A 19,766-nucleotide genomic window follows, 5' to 3' on the forward strand; every position below is an offset into this window, starting at 1 on the left:
TTTAGACTGGACGAATGCCGCGCAGCAACCGTCCCAGAGGTCGTCAGGGCCGGGTGCCGGACGACGACGAGGAGAACGGCCTCGGCCGCCTGCTCGCCGGCTGGCGGCGCACAGAGACGCGCCGCGGCATCGTGTGGAACGTGCAGCCCGTCTCCGCTGTCCAGGCGCAGAAGAGCTACGTCTGCCCCGGCTGCGGGAAGGACGTCGCTCCCGGCGTGGCGCACGTGGTCACCTGGCGAGCGGACGGAGTGATGGGCGACGCGGCGGACATCGCGGCCAGGCGGCACTGGCACGCCCACTGCTGGAAGATCAGCTGACGAGAGAGGTCACCGACGTGACGACTGCCCCAACAGAGATCCGTGGCGCCATCGAGCTGCCGGCCAGGCGCGAGGACATCGAGCTGCGCACGCGCGACGGTCTGACGCTGGTCGGTGAGCTGGCGAGCCCGCTCGACCGGCCGCCCGTCGCGACGCTGGTGACTCTGCACCCGCTGCCGACCGCGGGCGGGTTCATGGACTCGCACATCCTGCGGAAGGCGGCAGGCCGTCTGCCTGCTCTCGCCGACATCGCGGTGCTGCGCTTCAACCTGCGCGGCACGACCTCGCCGCGCGGCACCAGCCAGGGCGCTTTCGGGCACGGCGTCGACGAGCGCTACGACGTGGAGGCGGCGATGGACTTCGTGGCGGAGCGCGGCCTTCCGAACCCGTGGCTGGTCGGCTGGTCGTTCGGGACGGAGCTGGCGCTGATGTACGGCCGCCAGTACCCCGTCGCAGGGGTGATCCTGCTGTCGCCCCCGCTGCACAGGGCGAAGCCGGAGGATCTGGCGGCCTGGCAGGGGGATGCCCGCCCGATCGTCGCCCTCATCCCCGAGCACGACGACTACCTGAAGCCGGACGCTGCGGCCGAGCGTTTCGCGCCGCTGCCGCAGATCGAACTGGTCGACGTCGCAGGAGGCAAGCACCTGTGGGTCGGCGAGACCCAGACCCGGCGCGTTCTCGACGAGATCGTCGCCAGGGTCAACCCGTCCGCGCTGCCCCTGCCGACCGAGTGGCCTGCGCCCTAGCTTCGACGGCCTCAGCGTCGCCTCGACGGCTGCGGGGCGGCTCTCAGAGTTCGTTCTGGCGGGGGATGACGACCTGCTTGATGATGAGCAGGATGGCGGCGGCGAACGGGATGGCGACCAGGGCGCCCAGGATGCCGAGCAGCGTACCGCCGGCGAGGGCGGCGACCACGACGAGGGCGCCTGGCACCGCGACAGCGCGGTTCATGATGCGCGGGCTCAGCACGTATGCCTCGACCTGCATGTAGATGATGTAGTAGATCGCCGCCGTGATGGCGGTCGGCGGACCGGCCAGCAGGCAGACCAGCGTGATGATGATCGAGCCGGTGATCGTGCCGACCAGCGGGATCAGCGAGAAGAAGAATGCGACGGACGCGAGCAGGATCGGGAACTTCGCGCCGATGATCGACAGGAAGATGGCGCTCAGGATGCCGTTGACCAGCGCGAGCGCGACCTGCCCCATCACGTACTTGCCGACCGAATCGGTGATCTGGTCGCCGAGGTCGGCGAACCGCGACCGCTTGGAGGCGGGAACGAGCTGGTAGGTGGCGCGCTTGATGCTCGGCAGCGACGCGGTGAAGTAGATGGTCAGGATGATGATGATGATCCCGCCGAAGACTCCGCTGACAATCCCGATGCCGGTCTGCAGCACCTGAGAGGTGATGTTCGGCAGGTTCTGTTGCAGCCACTTGGTGACCGCGTCGATGTTGTCCTGGTTGACGATGGTCGGGAACTGGTTCTGCAGTCCCTCGAACCACTTCTCCGCATCCCCGTGGTTGACCCAGGTGATGATGCCCTGGATGAGCTGGGAGAGCTGATCGACCGCCACGGGCACGATCGCCCAGATGAGCAGCGTGACCAGGCCGATGATGACCACGAGCGTGACCGTCAGCGCCGCCCAGCGCGGGAACTTGCGCCGTTCGAGGAACGAGATCAGCGGTTCGATGCCGAGAGCGATGAACAGCGCGGCGCCGATGTACGTGATGATCGTCGCGAGGTTGACGATCGACGTCAGCAGCAGGAAGCCGAGTCCGACACCGAGGGTGCCGATCAATCCGACGCGGAACGGGTTCTGGATCTTCACGCGGCGGCCCCCTGGGTGCTCATGGTCAGTCTCTGTCGGTCGTCACCTTCTCCGCCTGCTGCAGCACGCCGCGCAGGTTCTCGAAGTAGCCGGCAACGGCTTCGCGCTCAATCCTAATCTGGGCCAACCGCTCCTCGGCGTCCGCCACCAGGCGGCGTGTCCGTTCTTCGGCGTCCTCGACCAGCGCAGCAGCACGTTCCTCGGCGTCGGCGACGATGGTACGCCCTGTTTCGTCCGCTTCGGACTTCGCGGACTTAATCGTCGCGCGGGCCTCGTTCTCCGCCTTCTCCGCCTCCGCGCGCGCCTGCGCCGTTCGCTTGATGGCGTCGGCGAGCTGGGTGTTGGCCTCGTCGAGGTACTTCTGGGTCTGGGCGACCGCTTCCTGGTGGCGCAGGAGGTAGTCCTTCTCCGCCTCGTCGCGCCTGGCCTTGAGTTCGACATCGAGGTCGATGCGGGCCTGCTCGATCTCGCGGGTGCGCGCATCCACTGTCTCGAGCACCTCGGTGCGCATGGTGGTGAGCTCGGTGTCGAGTGCCGCCCTGGCCTGCACGGACTCCTGCTCGAACGCGCTCCTGAGCGAGGCGAGCTCTGCTTCGAGGGCGGTGCGCGCCTCTGCAATCTCTGCGGCGAGCGTCGCGCGCGCCTCTGCCGTCTCGCGCTCGATGGCGACCCTGGCCTGCTCGGTCTCGGCGGCGAGCTCGACCCTGGTCTGCTCCGACTCGCGCTGCAGGGTGAGGCGCTGCTGCTCCCTGTCGTTCTCCAGCTCGTTCGCCGTCGCCTCGCGCTGGTCGGCCAGGTCGACGCCGGTGCGGCGGGTGTCCTCCGCGAGGGTGCTCTGGATGCGCTGGACCTCTTCGTCGAGGCTGGACTTGGTCTGCTCGACCTCGGCGGCCAGGGCGGACTTCGTCTGCTCGACCTCAGCTGCGAGGGCCGACTTCGTCGTGGTGACCTCGGTCTCCAGGGCGGACCTGGTCTGCTCGACCTCCGCTGCGAGGGAGGACTTGGTCTGCTCGACCTCGGCCGCGACGGCTGCCCTGGTCTGCTCGACCTCGGCGGCCAGCTCTGCCTTGGTCTGCTCGACCTCCGCAGCCAAGGTGGATGTGGTCTGCTCAACCTCGGCAGCGAGAGCCGCTTTCGTGGTGCTGACCTCTGTGTCGAGCGCCGACTTCGTCTGCTCGACCTCCGCCGCGAGGGCCGACTTCGTGGATGTGACCTCCGCGTCGAGCTGCGAGCGCGTGTTCGCGACCTCTGCGGCGAGAGCGCTGCGCTCCCTGGCGAGTTCGTCGGCGAGGGTGCTCCGTGCCGTGTCGACCTCCGCGGCGAGGGATGCGCGCAGTTCGGTGGCCTCCGCGTCCAGTTCCCTGCGCTGCCGCTCCGCGTCGGCCGCGAGCGCCGCCCTGGTCTGCTCGACCTCCGTGGCGAGCGAAGACGCGGTCTGCTCCCTGTCTGCCGCGAGCGACGCCGCCGTGGTCGCGCGGTCGGACTCGAGCTGAGCGCGCGTCTCCGTCGCCTCTGTCTCGAGCGCCGTCCTGGTCTGCAGGACCTCGTCTGCGAGCTGCTTCCTGGTGCGCTCGACCTCCTCGGCCAGCGCGCTCCGTGCGGTGGCCGCCTCAGTCTCCAGCGCGCTCCTGGTGCTGCTGACCTCGGTCTCCAGCGCGCTCTTGGTCGTGGTGACCTCGGTCTCCAGCGCACTCTTGGTCGTCGTGACCTCGTCGGCCAGCGCGCTCTTGGTGCGGGTGACTTCGTCTGCGAGCTCCTGCGTGGTGCGGGTGACCTCGTCGGCCAGCGCGCTCTTGGTCGTGGTGACCTCGTCGGCCAGCGCCGACCTGGTCTGCTCGACCTCCGCATCCAGTGCAGCTTTCGTCTGCTCGACCTCGACGGCGAGGGCGTTCTTGGTCTGCTCGACCTCCGTCTGCAGGGCGAGGCGGGTCGTCTTGGACTCATTCTCCAGATCGGCCCTGGTCTGCTCGGTGTCTGCTGCGAGGGCGGCGCGCTGCTGCTCGACCTCTGCCGCGAGGTCGGCGCGTGCCTGCGCAGCCTCCGCCGCGAGGGCGTTGCGGGTGGCGGTCTGCTCCGCGTTCAGCCGGTCCGTCGTCTCGGCGACCTGGCGGGCGAGGTCGAGCCTGGTCTGCTCCGACTCGCGCTCGAACGCCGCCCTGTCCTCGGCGAACGCCGTGGCGAGTTCGGTGCGCCTGGTCTCGATCTCTCTGTCGAGCTGTGCGGCCTCTGCGCGGGCGGCCTCCGCCTCCCTGGTGGCGACGGCCTTCAGCTCCGCGGCTTCCCGGTCGGCCTCTGCGCGCACGGCGGACGCCTCGCGCTTGCTGGTGGACCTGACCTCGGCCGCCTCGGTGGCGACGGCGCCACGGATCGCCGCCGCTTCGCGCATCGCGTCGGTGAGAAGGGTCTCTTTGTCCGCCCTGGTCTTCTCGAGCAGCTCCGCCGACTCGATCTGGGCGTCCTCGATCGCGGTCGTCGCGCGAGCGCGGGCATCCGCCAGGATGCGCTCCGCCTGCTGGGAGGCGGTGGTCTTGATCTTCTCGACATCGGCGGCGACTCCTGCGCGCAGCTTCTCCGCGTCGATGTCGGCCTGGGCGATCAGCCGGGTCGACTGCTCCTCCGCGACCCTGAGGGTGTTCTCCAGCTTGGTGCCGAGCCCGGAGAACGTCGGGCTGCCGACCTCTTCGATCTCGGCGTTGAGCTCCTCGACGCGCACCTGCAGGCGCTTGATCTCCTTGGTCGCATCCGCGGCCTGCGTGTTGGACTTGATCAGGTCGCGGCGCAGCTCCTGCAGGGCCTTGTCGACTTCGTCCTTGTCGTAGCCGCGGAAGACCTGCGTGAAGTTCGATTCGTCGGTGGCCACTTCTTACTCCTGAAAGCTCGGGGGGTGCGGCGCCTGGCGTGCACCCCGACGATCCTACATTTCGCAGGATGGGCGCGCACCGGTGGACAGCGCATCCGTTGAGGCAACGGTTAGACGGCTCCCAGGGTCACCCGGTATCTTTGAGTAACTGTGCCTCCCGTCGTCTCCGGCACAGAAGGAGCTTGCTTGCGTTTCGTATTCGCCATCGTCGCGTTCGTCGTGGCGGCCGTCATGATCGTCGCGGGAATCGCCCAGCGCACCGTTTTCGCGCCCCCGTCGCAGATCGCCGCCACCACGACGGTCAAGGGCGACCCCCGATACATCGTCATCGACGGCGCCGTGCTGAACGCCCATCCTGGCCAGCAGACCCTGTCCGTCGGCGGCGGAGACACCAAATCCCAGGTGGTCGCGTACGGCAGGACGGCCGACGTCAAGGCGTGGCTCGGCACAGAGAAATACGTGAGCCTCGGGCTCGACAAGACCACGGGTGACATCACGATGAAGTCGGTCACCACGAAGGCGACGGACGGGGGCTCCACCTCCACGCCGTCCCCGACGAGCACCCCGGCAGCGCCCGCCGACCCCGCCACCACGACGCCGGCGGAGGGAGCGACGACAGGAGACGCTGTCGCCACCCCCAACCCGAACCCCGCCGGTTCGGACCTCTGGCTCGAGGAGTTCGACGGCGAGGACGCCCAGGTCACCCGGATGAACGTGCCGGACAGCATCAGCGTGATCGTCGCGGGCGACGGAACGAAGGCCGCTCCGAACCAGATCCGCGTCACCTGGCCCGTCGATTCGAGCACCCCGTTCGCGTTCCCGCTCATCGTCGGCGGCCTCGTGCTGCTGGTCATCGGAATCGGCCTGTATCTCTGGGGGCTGTACGCGATCCGCAAGTCGCGTGGACCGCGCAGGAAGGGCGGTCCGAAGATGCCGAAGCTGCCGAAGGCGCCCAAGTACAAGCCGTCGAAGGCCGTCGAGGCCACGCCGAAGGGCCGCAGGTCGGTCAGGCGCTCGATGGTCGCCGTGCCGATCACTCTCGTCGGCGCCCTCGCCCTCAGTGGATGCTCGATCGGAGCTGCTCCCTCGGCGTCCGTTCCCGTCCGCACGGCGAGCCCGATCACCACGGAGCTCCCCAAGGCCAAGGACCAGCTTCCCCCCGCCGTGACCGTGCCGCAGCTCGAGCGCATCGTGAAGCGCATCTCCGCCACCGCGACGACGGCGGACGCGAAGGCCGACCCGGCGATCGCGAAGCAGCGCTTCACCGGCCCCGCACTGCAGCTGCGCGAGGCCAACTACGCCATCCGCGCGAAGAAGGCGGACGAGCCGGCGCTGCCAGCCATTCCGGCGAGCCCGATCATCCTCTCCCTCCCGCAGGCCACGGACACCTGGCCGCGCACGGTCACGGCCGTCGTCGAGACGCCGAAGGACGCCAACGGCGCAGCGCAGGCCCCACTCTCGCTGACGCTGGTGCAGGAGACGCCGCGCGACAACTACCTCGTCACGTACGCGGTGTCGCTGGAGCCGAAGGCGAAGGTTCCGAACCTCGCCCCGGCGAGCATCGGCTCCGCCGTCGTTCCTCCGAACTCCAAGCTGCTGAAGCTTCCGCCGAAGGACCTGGCCGCCGCATACGGCGACGTGCTGATGAACGGCGACGCGAGCACCTCCGCCGACCTGTTCAGCGCGGAGGGCGACACCCTGCGCACCCAGGTCGGCTCCGACTGGAAGGCGCAGCAGAAGGCTGAGCTGCAGCAGAAGTACGGCGCGACGTCGTCGCTCGACTTCACCAGCGCGGTCGGCGCCGGTCCCGATATCGCCATGGCGACGAACGACTCCGGCGCGATCGTCTGGGTCAACCTCGAGGAGACGCAGACGCTGAAGGTCGTCGAGGCAGGCGCCGAAGTGGATGCCGGACCGACCTCCGCCGCGCTATCCGGAGTAGCGTCGTCCAAGACGGGCATCGCATCCACGTACGGATACCAGCTGGCGTTCTACGTGCCGCCTGCCGGCTCGTCCGCCAAGATCACCCTCCTGGGCTTCGCCCAGGGCCTCGTCTCAGCCAAGGAAGTGCAATGAGCCAGATCCCGCCGAGCCCCACGAACCTGCGGGGAGCCGTCGACCTCACCTCGCTCGTGAACAGGGCCATGACGGCCGGTCAGCCGCCGGCGGCCGGCGCCCCAGCCGCACCGGCGGGGGAGCAGGGCGGCGACGTCGCGCTGCCGAGCCTCTACTTCGAGGGCACGGACGCCAACTTCAACGACTTCCTCGACCTGTCGATGACGGTTCCGATCGTCGTCGACCTCTGGGCGGAGTGGTGCGAGCCGTGCAAGCAGCTCAGCCCCATCCTCGACAAGCTCATCGCCGAGTACGCGGGCCGGCTCGTGCTCGTGAAGGTCGACGTGGATGCGAACCCCCAGCTCACGCAGGCGTTCCAGGCCCAGTCGATCCCCGCCGTCGCCGCCGTGATCGGCGGACGCCCCGTGCAGCTCTTCCAGGGAGCCATCCCGGAGCAGCAGGTGCGCGACGTGTTCGAGCAGCTGCTCCAGCTCGCCGCGCAGAACGGCGTGACGGGACGCGCCGCCGTCGACGGAGCAGAAGTCCCTGCAGCGGACGACGCCGAGCAGGCGGAGCCTGCCCCAGAACCGCTGCCGCCGCACCACGCGGAGGCGTACGAGGCGATCGAGCGCGGCGATTTCGCGACCGCCATCGCCGAGTACAAGACCGCCATCGCCCAGGACCCGCGCGACTTCATGGCCGTGGCCGGTCTTGCACAGGTGAGCCTGCTCGCGAGACTCGCCGGGAAGTCGCTGGACGAGATCCGGTCGGCGGGCGCCTCAGCACCCGATGACGTCGACGCTCAGCTGCTCGTGGCCGACCTCGATATCTCCGGCGGGCACGTTGACGACGCCTTCGACCGCCTGCTCACCCTGTTCCCGAAGCTCGACGCAGCGGGCAAGGACGCGGTGCGCACGCGCATCCTGGACTATTTCGAGATCGTCGGTGTGGATGACCCTCGCGTCGTGAGGGCGCGGGCTAGGCTGGCGTCGCTGCTGTACTGAGCCGACTCACCGGCCTCGGCGGCTTCGCTCCTTTCCGCATCGCATCGATCAGCCGGGAGGCCACTGCATGACCCGCGTTCTCGTCGTCGGAGGCACCGGCCTGGCCGGGCGCGCCGTCACCTCGGAAGCCATCGCCCGCGGACACGACGTGGTGGTCGCCTCCCGCCGGGTTCCCGACGACGACAGCGAGCAGTACGTCGACGGAGCGGTCTACGAGACGGCGGACATCGTCTCCGGCAACGGGCTCGAGGCGGTGCTCGACGGCGTCGACGTCCTCGTTGACACCACGAACGGCTCCGGCCGCACGGCGGCGCACGTCTTCGCGCACGGGTCGCAGAACCTGCTGCACACGGCCGCCCGCTTCGGCGTGCACCAGGCCGTGCTGCTCTCCATCGTGAACGTCGACCGCTCGACATACGCGTACTACCGCGCGAAGGCGGCTCAGGAGCGGGTCTACCGGGAGTCGCCGCTGAACACCCGCATCCTGCGCACCACGCAGTTCCACGACTTCGTGTCGGCGATCTTCGCCCGCGGCACCGCCGCCGTCGTGCCAGCGCCGACGAAGACCAGCTTCCAGCCGATCGCCGTCTCCGACGTGGCGAGGCTGCTGGTGGATGCGGCGGAAGGGCAGGGCGAGGCCGACTCGACCCTCACGATCGGCGGCCCGAAGGTCGAGACGGCCAGGGCTCTCGCCGAGCAGTGGAAGGCGGCGACAGGCGCGCGCGGTGCGATCGTGCCCGTCCGGCTCGGCGGGGCGCTCGGCAGCTTCCTGCGCGCGGGGGAGAACCTGATCCCCGGCAACTCCCTGCCGGGGATCGACTACGGCACCTGGCTCAGCTCGAACGCGGCTTGAGCCACAGGCCGCCGAGCGGCGGCAGGGTCACCAGCGCAGAGGCGGGGCGTCCCGCCCACGGCTCGTCCACGGCGACGACGGCTCCGAGGTTGCCGACGCCGGAGCCGCCGAACGCCTCGGCGTCCGTGTTGAGCAGTTCCTCCCACTCGCCGGCGAACGGCAGGCCGAGCCGGTAGCCGCTGTGCGGCGCGCCGGAGAAATTCATCACGATCGCGATCGGCGAGCCGTCGACGTCCTTCCGGAGGAACGCCACCACGTTGCCTGCGGCGTCTGAGCCGTCGATCCACTCGAACCCTGCCGGGTCGCTGTCGAGCGCCCAGAGCGCAGGGTTGGCCTTGTAGACGGCGTTGAGCTGGGCCACGAGGTCCCAGAGGCCGCGGTGCGACGGCTGGTCGAGGATCCACCAGTCCAGGCCGCGCTCCTCGCTCCACTCGGACGGCTGACCGAACTCCTGTCCCATGAACAGGAGCTGCTTGCCCGGATGCGCCCACATGAACGCGAGGAACGCTCGTACGTTCGCGAGCTGCTGCCAGTGGTCGCCCGGCATCTTGCCGAGCAGGGAGCCCTTGCCGTGCACGACCTCGTCGTGACTGATCGGCAGGAGGAAGTTCTCGCTGAACGCGTAGACGAACGAGAAGGTGATCTCGCTGTGGTGGTAGCTGCGGTACATCGGGTCCTCGTGGATGTATTGCAGGGCGTCGTGCATCCAGCCCATGTTCCATTTGAAGCCGAATCCGAGGCCACCGGACGAGGTCGGCTGGGTCACGCCCGCCCAGCTCGTCGACTCCTCGGCGATCATGACCGTGCCCGGGTTGCGCTTGTACGAGGTGGCGGTGACCTCCTGCAGGAAGCCGATCGCCTCCAGGTTCTCCCGGCCGCCGTGGATGTTCGGCAGCCACTCGCCGTCGGCGCGCGAGTAGTCCAGGTACAGCATCGAGGCGACGGCGTCGACCCGCAGGCCGTCGACGTGGAACTCCTCGAGCCAGTACAGCGCGTTGGCCACGAGGAAATTGCGCACCTGCGAGTTGCCGAAGTCGAAGACGTAGGTGCCCCAGTCCTTCTGCTCGCCGCGGCGTGGGTCCGCGTGCTCGTACAGAGCCTGCCCGTCGAAGCGGGCGAGTGCCCAGTCGTCCTTGGGGAAGTGGCCGGGCACCCAGTCCATGATCACGCCGAAGCCCGCCTGGTGCAGCCGGTCGATCAGGTAGCGCAGGTCGTCAGGCGAGCCGAACCGGCTGGTCGGCGCGTAGTACCCGGTGACCTGGTAGCCCCACGACCCGCCGAAGGGATGCTCGGACAGCGGCAGGAACTCGACGTGCGTATAGCCGAGGGCGCCGACGTAGTCGATGAGCTGGTCCGCCGCCTCGCGGTAGCCGAGGCCGGGGCGCCAGCTGCCGAAGTGCAGTTCGTAGATGCTCATCGGACCGGCGTGCGCGTCTCGGGAGGCGCGGTCGCGCATCCACTGGTCGTCGCCCCAGGCGTGCTCGGAGGCGGTGACGACGGATGCGGTCGCCGGGGGAGTCTCCGCCGCCCGCGCCATCGGGTCGGCCTTGCGCACCCAGGCGCCGTTCTGGCCGAGCAGGTCGAACTTGTAGATCGCGCCTGCCCCGATGCCGGGCAGGAAGATCTCCCACACGCCGGACGAGCCCATGCTGCGCAGCGAGTGGCGTTCGCCGTCCCAGTCGTTGAAGTCGCCGACGACGCGCACGGCGCGGGCGTGCGGCGCCCACACGGTGAACGCGGTCCCGCTCACCCCGTCGATCTCGCGGACGTGCGCTCCGAGGGCGGTCCAGAGCTGCTCGTGCCTGCCCTCTCCGATGAGGTGGATGTCCAGCTCGCCGATGGTCGGAGCGAACCGGTACGGGTCTTCCGCGTCCCAGACGCTCCCGTCCGGGTAGCGCGCCTCGATCGTGTACGCGTCGGCGCCGATGATGTCGATGCCCTGCCAGATGCCGTGGCCGACGTGCGCCAACTCGATGTGCGCTCCCGTCGAGAGCACGGTGGCGACCTCGCTCGCCAGGGGCCGCAGCGTCCTGATGACCGTGATCCGGTCGGCGATGCCCTCCGCGCTGACAGCGTGCTGGCCGAGGATCGCGTGCGGGTCGTGGTAGCTGCCGGTCGCGACGGCGAGCAGCAGCCCGTCGTCGAGGTCGGGGAGCACGACAGCGGCCGCGCCTTCGGGGATCGGGGTCATCAGGAACCTGCCTTCACAGTGGACTCTGCCTTGACAGAGAGGATGTGCACGGGTTCGGTGAACGCGTCGAGCCGGACGTAGTCGTCGGCGCCCCAGGTCCACTTCGCACCCGTGACGATGTCTTTGACCTCGAACAGCGCGCCGGGCTCCCCGCCGAACGCCGTCACGTCGAGGTGCACCATCGTCTCGCGCACGGAGTGCGGGTCGACGTTGGCGACGACGATGACCGCATCCGGTTTGCCGCTGCGGGTGAACTCGCCTGCGAGGTATTTGGAGTAGACGAGGATCGAGTCGTCGTCGCTGCCGTGCACGCGCAGGTTGCGGAGCTGGCGGAGCGCAGGATGCTCGCTCCGCGCCCTGTTGAGCATGGTCAGGTACGGCGCGAGCGACTGGCCGAGTGTCTGTGCCCTGGCGTAGTCGCGCGGCCGGTACTCGTACTTCTCGTTGTCGATGTATTCCTCCGCTCCCGGCCGTGCGACGTTCTCATACAGCTCGAAGCCGGAGTAGACGCCCCACGTCGGCGCTGCCGTCGCCGCGATGGCCGCGCGCACCTTGAACGCGGCAGGGCCGCCGAACTGGAGGTACTCGGTGAGGATGTCCGGGGTGTTAACGAACAGGTTGGGCCGGAGGAAGTCGGCCGTCTCCGTGGCGAGCCCGGTGAGGAACTCCTCGAGCTCTTCCTTCGTGTTCCGCCAGGTGAAGTAGGTGTACGACTGCTGGAAGCCCGCCTTGGCGAGCGTGTGCAGGATGGCGGGACGGGTGAAGGCCTCCGCCAGGAACACCACGTCGGGGTCCGTCGCGTTGATCGTGCGGATCAGCCACTCCCAGAACGCGAGCGGCTTGGTGTGCGGGTTGTCGACGCGGAAGATGCGGACGCCGAGCGACATCCAGTACCGGACGATCCGCAGGATCTCCTGGCGCAGGCCCTCCGGGTCGTTGTCGAAGTTGATCGGGTAGATGTCCTGATACTTCTTCGGCGGGTTCTCCGCATACGCGATGGTCCCGTCCGGCAGGGTGGTGAACCACTCGGGATGCTCGGTGACCCACGGGTGGTCAGGAGCGGCCTGGAGGGCGAGGTCCAGGGCGACTTCGAGCCCGGCCTGCTTGGCCTTGCCGACGAAGTAGACGAAGTCCTTCTCTGTGCCGAGATCGGGGTGGATCGCGTCGTGACCGCCCTCCGCCGAGCCGATCGCCCAGGGCGACCCAGGGTCGTTGGGGCCGGCGACGAGCGTGTTGTTCGGTCCCTTGCGGAACGCATGGCCGATCGGGTGGATCGGCGGCAGGTAGACGACGTCGAAGCCCATCGCAGCCACCTCTGGCAGGCGCTTGGCCGCCGAGCGGAAGGTGCCGGACTTCCAGGAGCCGTCCTGCTGCTTCTTCGCTCCCTCCGAGCGGGGGAAGAACTCGTACCAGCTTCCGACGCCGGCGCGGGTGCGCTCCACCTGGATGCCGAGCGTTGGCGACAGGGTGGGCAGATCGACGACAGGACGCACGGTGAGGATGCCGGCGACGCGCGGTTCGATGGCCGCTGCGAATCGTTCATCCGCTGTTCGTGTCGTGTCGGCGACCACCTTCGCCGTCTCGGTCAGGTGGCGGCGCTCCGCGGTGCTGCGGCGCTTGTCGGTCGCTGCGCGGGTGAGCAGTTCGTGGCCGATGGTCAGCATCAGGTCGGTGTCGATGCCGGCGGGGATCTTCACCTCGGCGTTGTGCCGCCAGGTCGCGTACTCATCTGCGTATGCCTGCACGCGGTACTTCCAGAGGCCTTCGGTCTCCAGCTGAACCAGCACTTCCCAGCGGTCGGTGCCTGGGTCGACAGGGTGCATCCTGTGCTCTGTCTGCACCCCGTGCGGGTCGAGCAGCAACAGGTCGACGCCGATCTGGTCGTGGCCCTCCCTGAACGCGGTCGCCCTGAACGGGATCACCTCGCCGCTGAACGCCGCCGCGGGCCAGAGGCCGTCGTCCACCTGGGGGGAGAGCCCCAGGATCGGGATGCGCCCCAGCAGGGGAATGTATTCGGTCTGCGCCGGTGCGCCGCCGTCCGCAGGGGATGCAGGCTGTCCGGCCGATGCTGTCTTGGTCGCTGCACTCTTAGCCACACCCCGACCGTACACGCATTAACGTGCCGGACATCAGGCTCCCCTAGAGTGGCACCGTGAAGGCAATCCGTAGGTTCACCGTCCGTGCCGTTCTGCCAGAGAATCTCTCTGCGCTCGAAGAGATCGCGGGCAATCTGCGCTGGTCATGGCATGAGCCGACCCGCCAGTTGTTCGCGAGGATCGCCCCGGAGCTGTGGCAGCAGGTCGGCCACGATCCGATCGCGCTGCTCGGCGCCGTCGAGCCGTCGCGCCTCGCCGAGCTGGCCGCCGACCAGGGATACATCGACTGGGCCACGCACATCAGGGACGACCTGCGCGCGTACCTGAGCGACCCGCGCTGGTATCAGTCGCTCGACGACTCCGCGCCGAAGTCCATCGCGTACTTCTCGCCGGAGTTCGGCATCGCCGCCGCGCTTCCGCAGTACTCCGGCGGCCTCGGCATCCTGGCAGGCGACCACCTGAAAGCTGCGAGCGACCTCGGCGTCCCGCTCGTCGGGGTCGGGCTGTTCTACCGCTCCGGCTACTTCGCCCAGGCGATCACCCCGGACGGCTGGCAGCTCGAGAGCTACCCCGTGCTCGACCCGGACGGCCTCCCGCTGTCCGTCCTGCGCAACCCGGACGGCACCGCCGTTCAGATCACCCTCGCCCTCCCGGACGGCGTCTTGCACGCCCGCGTCTGGCAGGTGGCCGTCGGCCGGGTGACGCTCCTGCTGCTCGACACCGACATCCCCGACAACGAGGAGCGTCTGCGCTCGGTGACCGATCGCCTGTACGGCGGAGGAGGAGAGCACCGTCTGCTGCAGGAGCTCCTGCTCGGCATCGGCGGCGTGCGAGCCGTGAAGGCGTGGACGGAGCTGACCGGCGCGCCGGCGGCAGAGGTGTTCCACACCAACGAGGGCCACGCCGGTTTCCTCGGCCTGGAGCGCATCTCCGACCTGATCGGAGAGGGCCTGACCTTCGACGAGGGCCTGCAGGTGGTCCGCGCGGGCACCGTGTTCACCACGCACACCCCCGTTCCCGCCGGCATCGACCGGTTCGACACCCCGCTCGTGCAGCGCTACTTCTCCACCGACCTGCTGCCAGGTGTCGATCCGCAGCAGGTGCTCGCGCTCGGAGCGGAGGACTACCCTGGCGGCTCGCCCGACGTCTTCAACATGGCCGTGATGGGCCTGCGTCTCGGCCAGCACGCCAACGGCGTCTCCCGGCTGCACGGCGAGGTCAGCAGGCAGATGTTCAACGGCCTCTACCCGGGGTTCGACGCGCAGGAGGTGCCGATCGACTCCGTCACCAACGGTGTGCACGCGCCCACCTGGACAGACCCGATGCTGCTCGCCCTCGCCGAGGAACGTCTCGGCACGGACGACACCACGGCGGCGGACTGGGCCAACAGCGGAGCGGTCAGCGACCTCGACCTGTGGTCGGTGCGCACCAGGATGCGCGAACAGCTCGTCGGCGACGCCAGGCGCCGCCTGCAGGCGGCCTGGGAGGCGCAGAACCCCGGCGGCATCGCCCCGGCGTGGATGGACGAGCTTCTCGACCCGTCCGTGCTGACCATCGGTTTCGCCAGGCGGGTGCCGACGTACAAGCGGCTCACGCTGATGCTGCTCAGCCCGGAGCGGCTGCGCGCCATCCTGCTGAACCCCGAGCGGCCGGTGCAGATCGTGATCGCCGGCAAGTCGCACCCGGCGGACGACGAGGGCAAGCGCCTCATCCAGAAGCTGGTGCAGTTCGCCTCCGAGCCCGACATCCGCACCCGCATGGTCTTCCTGCCCGACTACGACATCGGGATGGCGCAGCTCCTCTACCCAGGCACGGACATCTGGCTGAACAACCCGCTGCGCCCGCTGGAGGCGTGCGGCACCTCCGGCATGAAGGCGGCCCTGAACGGCGCGCTCAACCTGTCGATCCTCGACGGCTGGTGGAACGAGTTCTACGACGGCGAGAACGGCTGGGCGATCCCGTCCGCGGACGCGGCGGGCGACGGAGCGGAGCGCGACGCCCTCGAGGCGGAGGCGATGTACGACCTCATCGAGCACCAGATCGCCCCGCGCTTCTACGACCGCACGGTCGACGGCGTTCCCGCGGCCTGGGTCGGCCAGATCCGGCACACCCTCTCCACGCTGTCGCCGGAGCTCAGCGCAGGCCGGATGGTGCGCGAGTACGTCACCCGCCTGTATGTGCCCGCCGCGTCGTTCGAGCGCAGGCTCACCGCGGACGGCTTCGCCGACGCGCGCAGCCTCGCCGCCTGGAAGGCCCGCGTGCGCGCTGCGTGGCCGGGCGTCAACGTCGCCCACGTCGACGCGGGAGGGGTGGATGCGGTGCCGCAGGTCGGCGACGAGCTGCACGTCCGCGCGCTGGTGCACCTCAACGGCCTCTCGCCGGACGACGTGGAGGTGCAGGTGGTCTACGGCCGCAGCCACGAGGGCGACGAGCTCACCGACGTGCGCCACGAGGCGCTGACCCTCGACAGCGCTGCTCCCGGAACGGACGACCCGTCCGTGGCCCGTGAGTACCGAGGGACGGTCAGGTTGCAGCTCGCTGGCGGCTTCGGATACACCGTGCGGATCGTGCCGAAGAACGCGCTGCTGATCTCGGACGCCGAGCTGGGTCTGGTGGCCGTCGCCTCGTAGCCGTCAGGCGGCGATGTCCGCGAACGTGCCGCCCGTGGCGGTGAGCAGGTCGGCCGGGGAGAGCTCCACATCCACGCCCCGCTTGCCCCCGGAGACGAACACGGTGTCCCAGAGCTGAGCCGTCTCGTCCACGACGGTGACGTGCCTGGTCTTCTGGCCGATCGGGCTGATGCCGCCGACCACGTAGCCTGTCCTGCGTTCGGCCACCGCAGGGTCGGCCATGGTCGCCCGCTTGGCGCCGACCGCGGCGGCGAGCGCCTTGAGGTCGAGCATCCCTGTCACGGGGACGACCCCGACGACCAGGCCGAGCTCGGTGTCTGCGAGGAGGGTCTTGAACACGCGGTCCGGCTCGACGCCGAGCGCCGCGGCGGCCTCCAGGCCGTATGAGGCAGCAGCCGGGTCGTGCTCGTATGCGCGGACGGCGAACGGGATGCCGGCAGCGCTGAGTGCGACGGTCGCCGGAGTGCCGGCGGTCGGCCTGGCCGCTGTTCCTTTCGTCCCTGGCGCTTTTGAGCGGGGCACTAGCGCTGCGCCTCCACCTCGGATGGGTGCTGCTCAACGGCGGTCTCCGACGGCTCCAGCCTCGGCCCGTTCGCGCGGAAGAGCTGCATCGATGCCCCGCCGACCAGCCGGGAGGCGCCGGGCGCGAGCGTGCCGCTCTCCTCGTCGATCGGCACCTCGGTGGCGCTGTCCCAGAGCAGGCGGTACGAGTCGACGCCCGGCGCGACGGGAAGCCGCACCTCCACGTCGTCCTCCACGCCGTGCACGATCAGCAGGATGCGGTTGAACTCCTCCCTGTCCGGAGTGGAGGCCGCGAGGTACTGCAGGGTGCGGTTCTCCGGGGAGTTCCAGTCGTCGTCGTCCATCAGAGCGCCGGTGGCGTCGAACCAGTCCATGTGGCTGGCGTTCTTGGTGGTCTCGCCGAACACGGCGTACTTGCTCGGGCGCAGCGCCGGATTGTCGCGGCGCAGCTCCAGCAGCCGCTTGGTGGTGTCGTACATCTCCCGCTGGTCGCGGGTGCGCAGCCAGCTCAGCCAGGTGAGCTCGCTGTCCTGGCAGTACGCGTTGTTGTTGCCGCGCTGGCTCCTGCCGAACTCGTCGCCGGCCGTGACCATCGGAACGCCGGCGCTCAGCAGCAGCGTCCCCATCAGATTGCGCATCGCCTTGTGACGGTCGAGCAGGACGGCTTCGTCCGTCGTCACGCCCTCGACGCCGTGGTTGAACGACCGGTTGTTGTCTGTACCGTCGCGGTTGTTCTCGCCGTTGCCGAGGTTGTGTTTGACGTCGTACGCGGTCAGGTCGGCCATCGTGAAGCCGTCGTGCGCCGTGACGAAGTTCACCGACGCGAGCGGGCCGCGCTCGGGGGAGAAGGTGTTGGAGGACCCGGCCAGGCGCGTGGCGAACCCGCCGATGCCCACCGGAGCCTGCCCGTTCTTCCGCGCGTCCGCGATGTCGGCCAGCCAGAAGTTCCGCACCCTGTCGCGGTAGCGGTCGTTCCACTCGGACCAGCCCTCAGGGAAGTTGCCGGTCTGCCAGCCGCCCATGCCGACATCCCACGGCTCCGCGATCAGCTTCACGTCGGCGAGTGCCGGATCGTTCAGCACTCCCTGCAGCAGGGGATGCTCCGGGCTGTACTCCACATCGGCCCCGCGTCCAAGCGTTGCGGCCAGATCGAACCGGAAGCCGTCGATCTGCACCTCGTTCGCCCAGTAGCGCAGCGAGTCCTGCACCAGCCGGATGGGGACCGGGTGCCCGAAGTTCAGGGTGTTCCCGCATCCCGTGACGTCGATGTACGCGCCGTGCTCGTCCTGCCGGTAATAGGTTGCATTGTCGATGCCGCGGAAACTCGTGCGCGGCCCGCCGAGCCCTTCCTCTGCGGTGTGGTTGTAGACCACGTCGAGGATGACCTCGAGCCCGGCCAGGTGCAGCAGCTTCACCATGCCCTTGAACTCGGCGAGCACGGCGTCCGGACCGGCCGCCTGCGCCGCATGCGACGCGTACGGGACGTGCGGCGAGAAGAAGTTGAGGGTGTTGTAGCCCCAGTAGTTGGTGAGCCCCTGCTGCAACAGCCGCTGCTCGGAGACGAACGCGTGCACGGGCAGCAGCTCGACGGCGGTGACGCCCAGGTCTTTCAGGTAGCCGATGGTCGACTCGTGCGCGAGCCCCGCGTACGTGCCGCGCAGCTCCTCTGGCACATCGGGGTTCAGTTTGCTGATGCCCTTGACGTGCGCCTCGTAGACCACGGTGTGGTCGAGCGGGGTGTTCGGCTTGCGCGCATCCCCCCAGTCGAAACCATCGGAGACCACCGTGCCGCGCCAGCCATCGGCGCCCACCCGCACCAGCCCGCGCGCATACGGGTCGAGCAGCAGCGTCTCCGGATTGAACACGTTGGTGGGGGAGGACGGCCCTGACACGCGGATGGCGTAGCGGCTGCCGACCGCGAGGGAGCGCGACCTGCCCACCCACACGTTGTTCGCATCCTTGGTCATGGTGACGGTCTTCACCAGCCAGTTCGGGTCCTTCGCATCGAACAGGCACAGTTCCATGCCGTCGGCGTGCTCGGACCACACCCGCAGCTCACCGCCGTGGGTACCGACGCGGACGCCCAGATTGCGCAGAGGATCAGCGGAGGTCATGCGATCTACAGTAGTGAATGCGGGTAACGATCCCGCTGAGAGCGAAGGAGGGGCAGGTGCCGGTCTACCTCGACCACGCGGCCACCACGCCCATGCGGCCGGAGGCCATCGCCGCATACGCGGAGGCGATGGGCGTCGTCGGCAACCCGTCCTCCATCCACAGCCAGGGCCAACAGGCCAAGCGGATGCTCGAAGAAGCCCGCGAGACCGTCGCGGCCACCCTCGGCTGCGACCCGATCGAAGTCGTCCTCACCTCGGGAGGAACAGAGGCGATCAACCTCGCCATCAAGGGGCTGTACTGGCAGCGCAACACGGACGGACGGCGACCGCGCATCCTCGCCCCCGGCGGAGAGCACCACGCAACGGTCGACACGATCGACTGGCTCACCAGCGCGGAGGGAGCGAACGCCGACTGGCTCCCGCTCGACGGCGAAGGACGCATCCGGATCGACGCCGTCACCGACGCGCTCGCCGCGCACGCGGACGACACGGCGCTCCTCACCTTCCTCGCGGTCAACAACGAGGTCGGCACCATCCAGCCCGTCTCGTCGCTGGCGGCGCTCGCCGTGGACGCCGGGGTTCCTGTGCACGTCGACGCCGTCGCGGCGTACGGGCACCTGCCGATCGACTTCGCGTCGCTCGGCGTCGCCGCCCTCAGCGTCTCTGCGCACAAGATCGGCGGCCCCGTCGGCATCGGGGCGCTCGTGCTCGCCCGCACGGCGAATGTGGTGCCGCTCGTCCACGGCGGCGGCCAGCAGCGGCAGGTGCGCAGCGGCACGCAGGACGTCGCTGCGGCGGTGTCGTTCGCGGTGGCGGCGCGGGCGGCGGCGGACGAGCTCGCGGGGGAGAGCGCGCGGCTGACAGTGCTGCGCGACCGGCTGATCCGCGGCGTGCTCACCGCGGTCCCGGAGGCGCGGCTCAGCGGACCGTCGCCGGACGGCCCCTCTTGGGACGGCCCCCCGTCGGACAGCACGGGGCGCGTGGCATCGAACGTGCACGTCACGTTCCCAGGAGCGCAGGGCGACTCGCTGCTGTTCCTGCTCGACCTCGCCGGCGTCTCCGTCTCCACGGGGTCCGCCTGCCAGGCGGGCATCCCCGAGCCGTCGCACGTGCTGCTGGCGATGGGGCGCACAGAGGACGATGCCCGCAGCGCCCTGCGCTTCACCCTCGGCCGCACCACCACGGACGCCGACGTGGATGCGCTGCTCTCCGCTCTCCCCGGCGCGTACGCGCAGGCCGCCCGCGCCGGCCTCGCCACGCGCGCCCCTCGCCTCGCCTGAGGCGGCAGACCGCGCCG

Annotated in this window: 13 protein-coding genes; 7 read left to right on the forward strand and 6 right to left on the reverse strand. The window is 69.4% G+C overall.

Going from position 1 to position 19,766, the window contains the following annotated elements:
* The first annotated feature begins 14 nt into the window (after window positions 1-14).
* Both ACIRCZ_RS02700 and ACIRCZ_RS02705 read left to right on the forward strand, forming a co-directional pair.
* On the forward strand, window positions 15-317 hold the full coding sequence (locus ACIRCZ_RS02700) for a hypothetical protein (RefSeq protein WP_402849365.1): 303 nt from the start codon (window positions 15-17) through the stop codon (window positions 315-317).
* 17 nt (window positions 318-334) lie between these two features.
* Window positions 335-1,063, forward strand: a complete 729-nt coding sequence (locus tag ACIRCZ_RS02705) for an alpha/beta hydrolase (protein ID WP_200949589.1) — start codon at window positions 335-337, stop codon at window positions 1,061-1,063.
* Between the two features lie 43 nt (window positions 1,064-1,106).
* On the opposite strand, the gene ACIRCZ_RS02710 is transcribed toward ACIRCZ_RS02705, so the two are convergent.
* Together ACIRCZ_RS02710 and ACIRCZ_RS02715 are read right to left on the reverse strand one after the other, a co-directional pair.
* Window positions 1,107-2,144, reverse strand: coding sequence for an AI-2E family transporter (locus ACIRCZ_RS02710; RefSeq protein ID WP_055893154.1), 1,038 nt, complete (start codon window positions 2,142-2,144; stop codon window positions 1,107-1,109).
* 25 nt (window positions 2,145-2,169) lie between these two features.
* Window positions 2,170-5,004: a DivIVA domain-containing protein gene (locus ACIRCZ_RS02715; RefSeq protein ID WP_402849369.1), complete on the reverse strand. Its 2,835-nt coding sequence runs from the start codon at window positions 5,002-5,004 to the stop codon at window positions 2,170-2,172.
* Window positions 5,005-5,190: 186 nt separating this feature from the next.
* Here ACIRCZ_RS02715 and ACIRCZ_RS02720 point away from each other — a divergent pair, with 186 nt between their 5' ends.
* The 3 genes from ACIRCZ_RS02720 to ACIRCZ_RS02730 all read left to right on the forward strand — a co-directional run bounded on the left by ACIRCZ_RS02720 (window position 5,191) and on the right by ACIRCZ_RS02730 (window position 8,916).
* Window positions 5,191-7,080: a hypothetical protein gene (locus ACIRCZ_RS02720; RefSeq protein WP_402849372.1), complete on the forward strand. Its 1,890-nt coding sequence runs from the start codon at window positions 5,191-5,193 to the stop codon at window positions 7,078-7,080.
* Entirely contained in the window at window positions 7,077-8,063 is a 987-nt protein-coding gene (locus ACIRCZ_RS02725) for a tetratricopeptide repeat protein (RefSeq protein ID WP_402849375.1), read from the forward strand. Before ACIRCZ_RS02720 ends, ACIRCZ_RS02725 begins: the two co-directional genes overlap by 4 nt.
* A gap of 67 nt (window positions 8,064-8,130) precedes the next feature.
* Entirely contained in the window at window positions 8,131-8,916 is a 786-nt protein-coding gene (locus ACIRCZ_RS02730; RefSeq protein ID WP_402849378.1) for an SDR family oxidoreductase, read from the forward strand.
* Here ACIRCZ_RS02730 and glgB read toward each other — a convergent pair.
* Window positions 8,897-11,107 (reverse strand): 1,4-alpha-glucan branching protein GlgB, encoded by a 2,211-nt coding sequence (gene glgB / locus ACIRCZ_RS02735; RefSeq protein ID WP_402849381.1) that lies wholly within the window; start codon window positions 11,105-11,107, stop codon window positions 8,897-8,899. The two genes, ACIRCZ_RS02730 and glgB, sit on opposite strands and share 20 nt — an antisense overlap.
* Complete coding sequence (locus tag ACIRCZ_RS02740; protein ID WP_402849384.1) at window positions 11,107-13,203, reverse strand: alpha-1,4-glucan--maltose-1-phosphate maltosyltransferase; 2,097 nt, start codon at window positions 13,201-13,203, stop codon at window positions 11,107-11,109. The genes glgB and ACIRCZ_RS02740 overlap by 1 nt, the downstream gene beginning before the upstream one ends.
* A 56-nt stretch (window positions 13,204-13,259) precedes the next feature.
* On the opposite strand from ACIRCZ_RS02740, the gene glgP reads away from it, so the two are divergent.
* Window positions 13,260-15,833: an alpha-glucan family phosphorylase gene (glgP, locus tag ACIRCZ_RS02745; protein ID WP_402849387.1), complete on the forward strand. Its 2,574-nt coding sequence runs from the start codon at window positions 13,260-13,262 to the stop codon at window positions 15,831-15,833.
* A gap of 3 nt (window positions 15,834-15,836) precedes the next feature.
* On the opposite strand, the gene ybaK is transcribed toward glgP, so the two are convergent.
* Together ybaK and glgX are read right to left on the reverse strand one after the other, a co-directional pair.
* Entirely contained in the window at window positions 15,837-16,355 is a 519-nt protein-coding gene (gene ybaK, locus ACIRCZ_RS02750) for a Cys-tRNA(Pro) deacylase (RefSeq protein ID WP_055893178.1), read from the reverse strand.
* Window positions 16,355-18,469, reverse strand: a complete 2,115-nt coding sequence (glgX, locus tag ACIRCZ_RS02755) for a glycogen debranching protein GlgX (RefSeq protein ID WP_055893181.1) — start codon at window positions 18,467-18,469, stop codon at window positions 16,355-16,357. The genes ybaK and glgX overlap by 1 nt, the downstream gene beginning before the upstream one ends.
* Before the next feature lie 56 nt (window positions 18,470-18,525).
* Between glgX and ACIRCZ_RS02760 the strand changes: the two genes are divergently transcribed.
* Window positions 18,526-19,749 (forward strand): cysteine desulfurase family protein, encoded by a 1,224-nt coding sequence (locus ACIRCZ_RS02760; protein WP_402849392.1) that lies wholly within the window; start codon window positions 18,526-18,528, stop codon window positions 19,747-19,749.
* Window positions 19,750-19,766: the final 17 nt, after the last annotated feature.

Source organism: Leifsonia sp. NPDC102414 (genome assembly GCF_044765685.1).
Classification (GTDB): domain Bacteria; phylum Actinomycetota; class Actinomycetes; order Actinomycetales; family Microbacteriaceae; genus Leifsonia.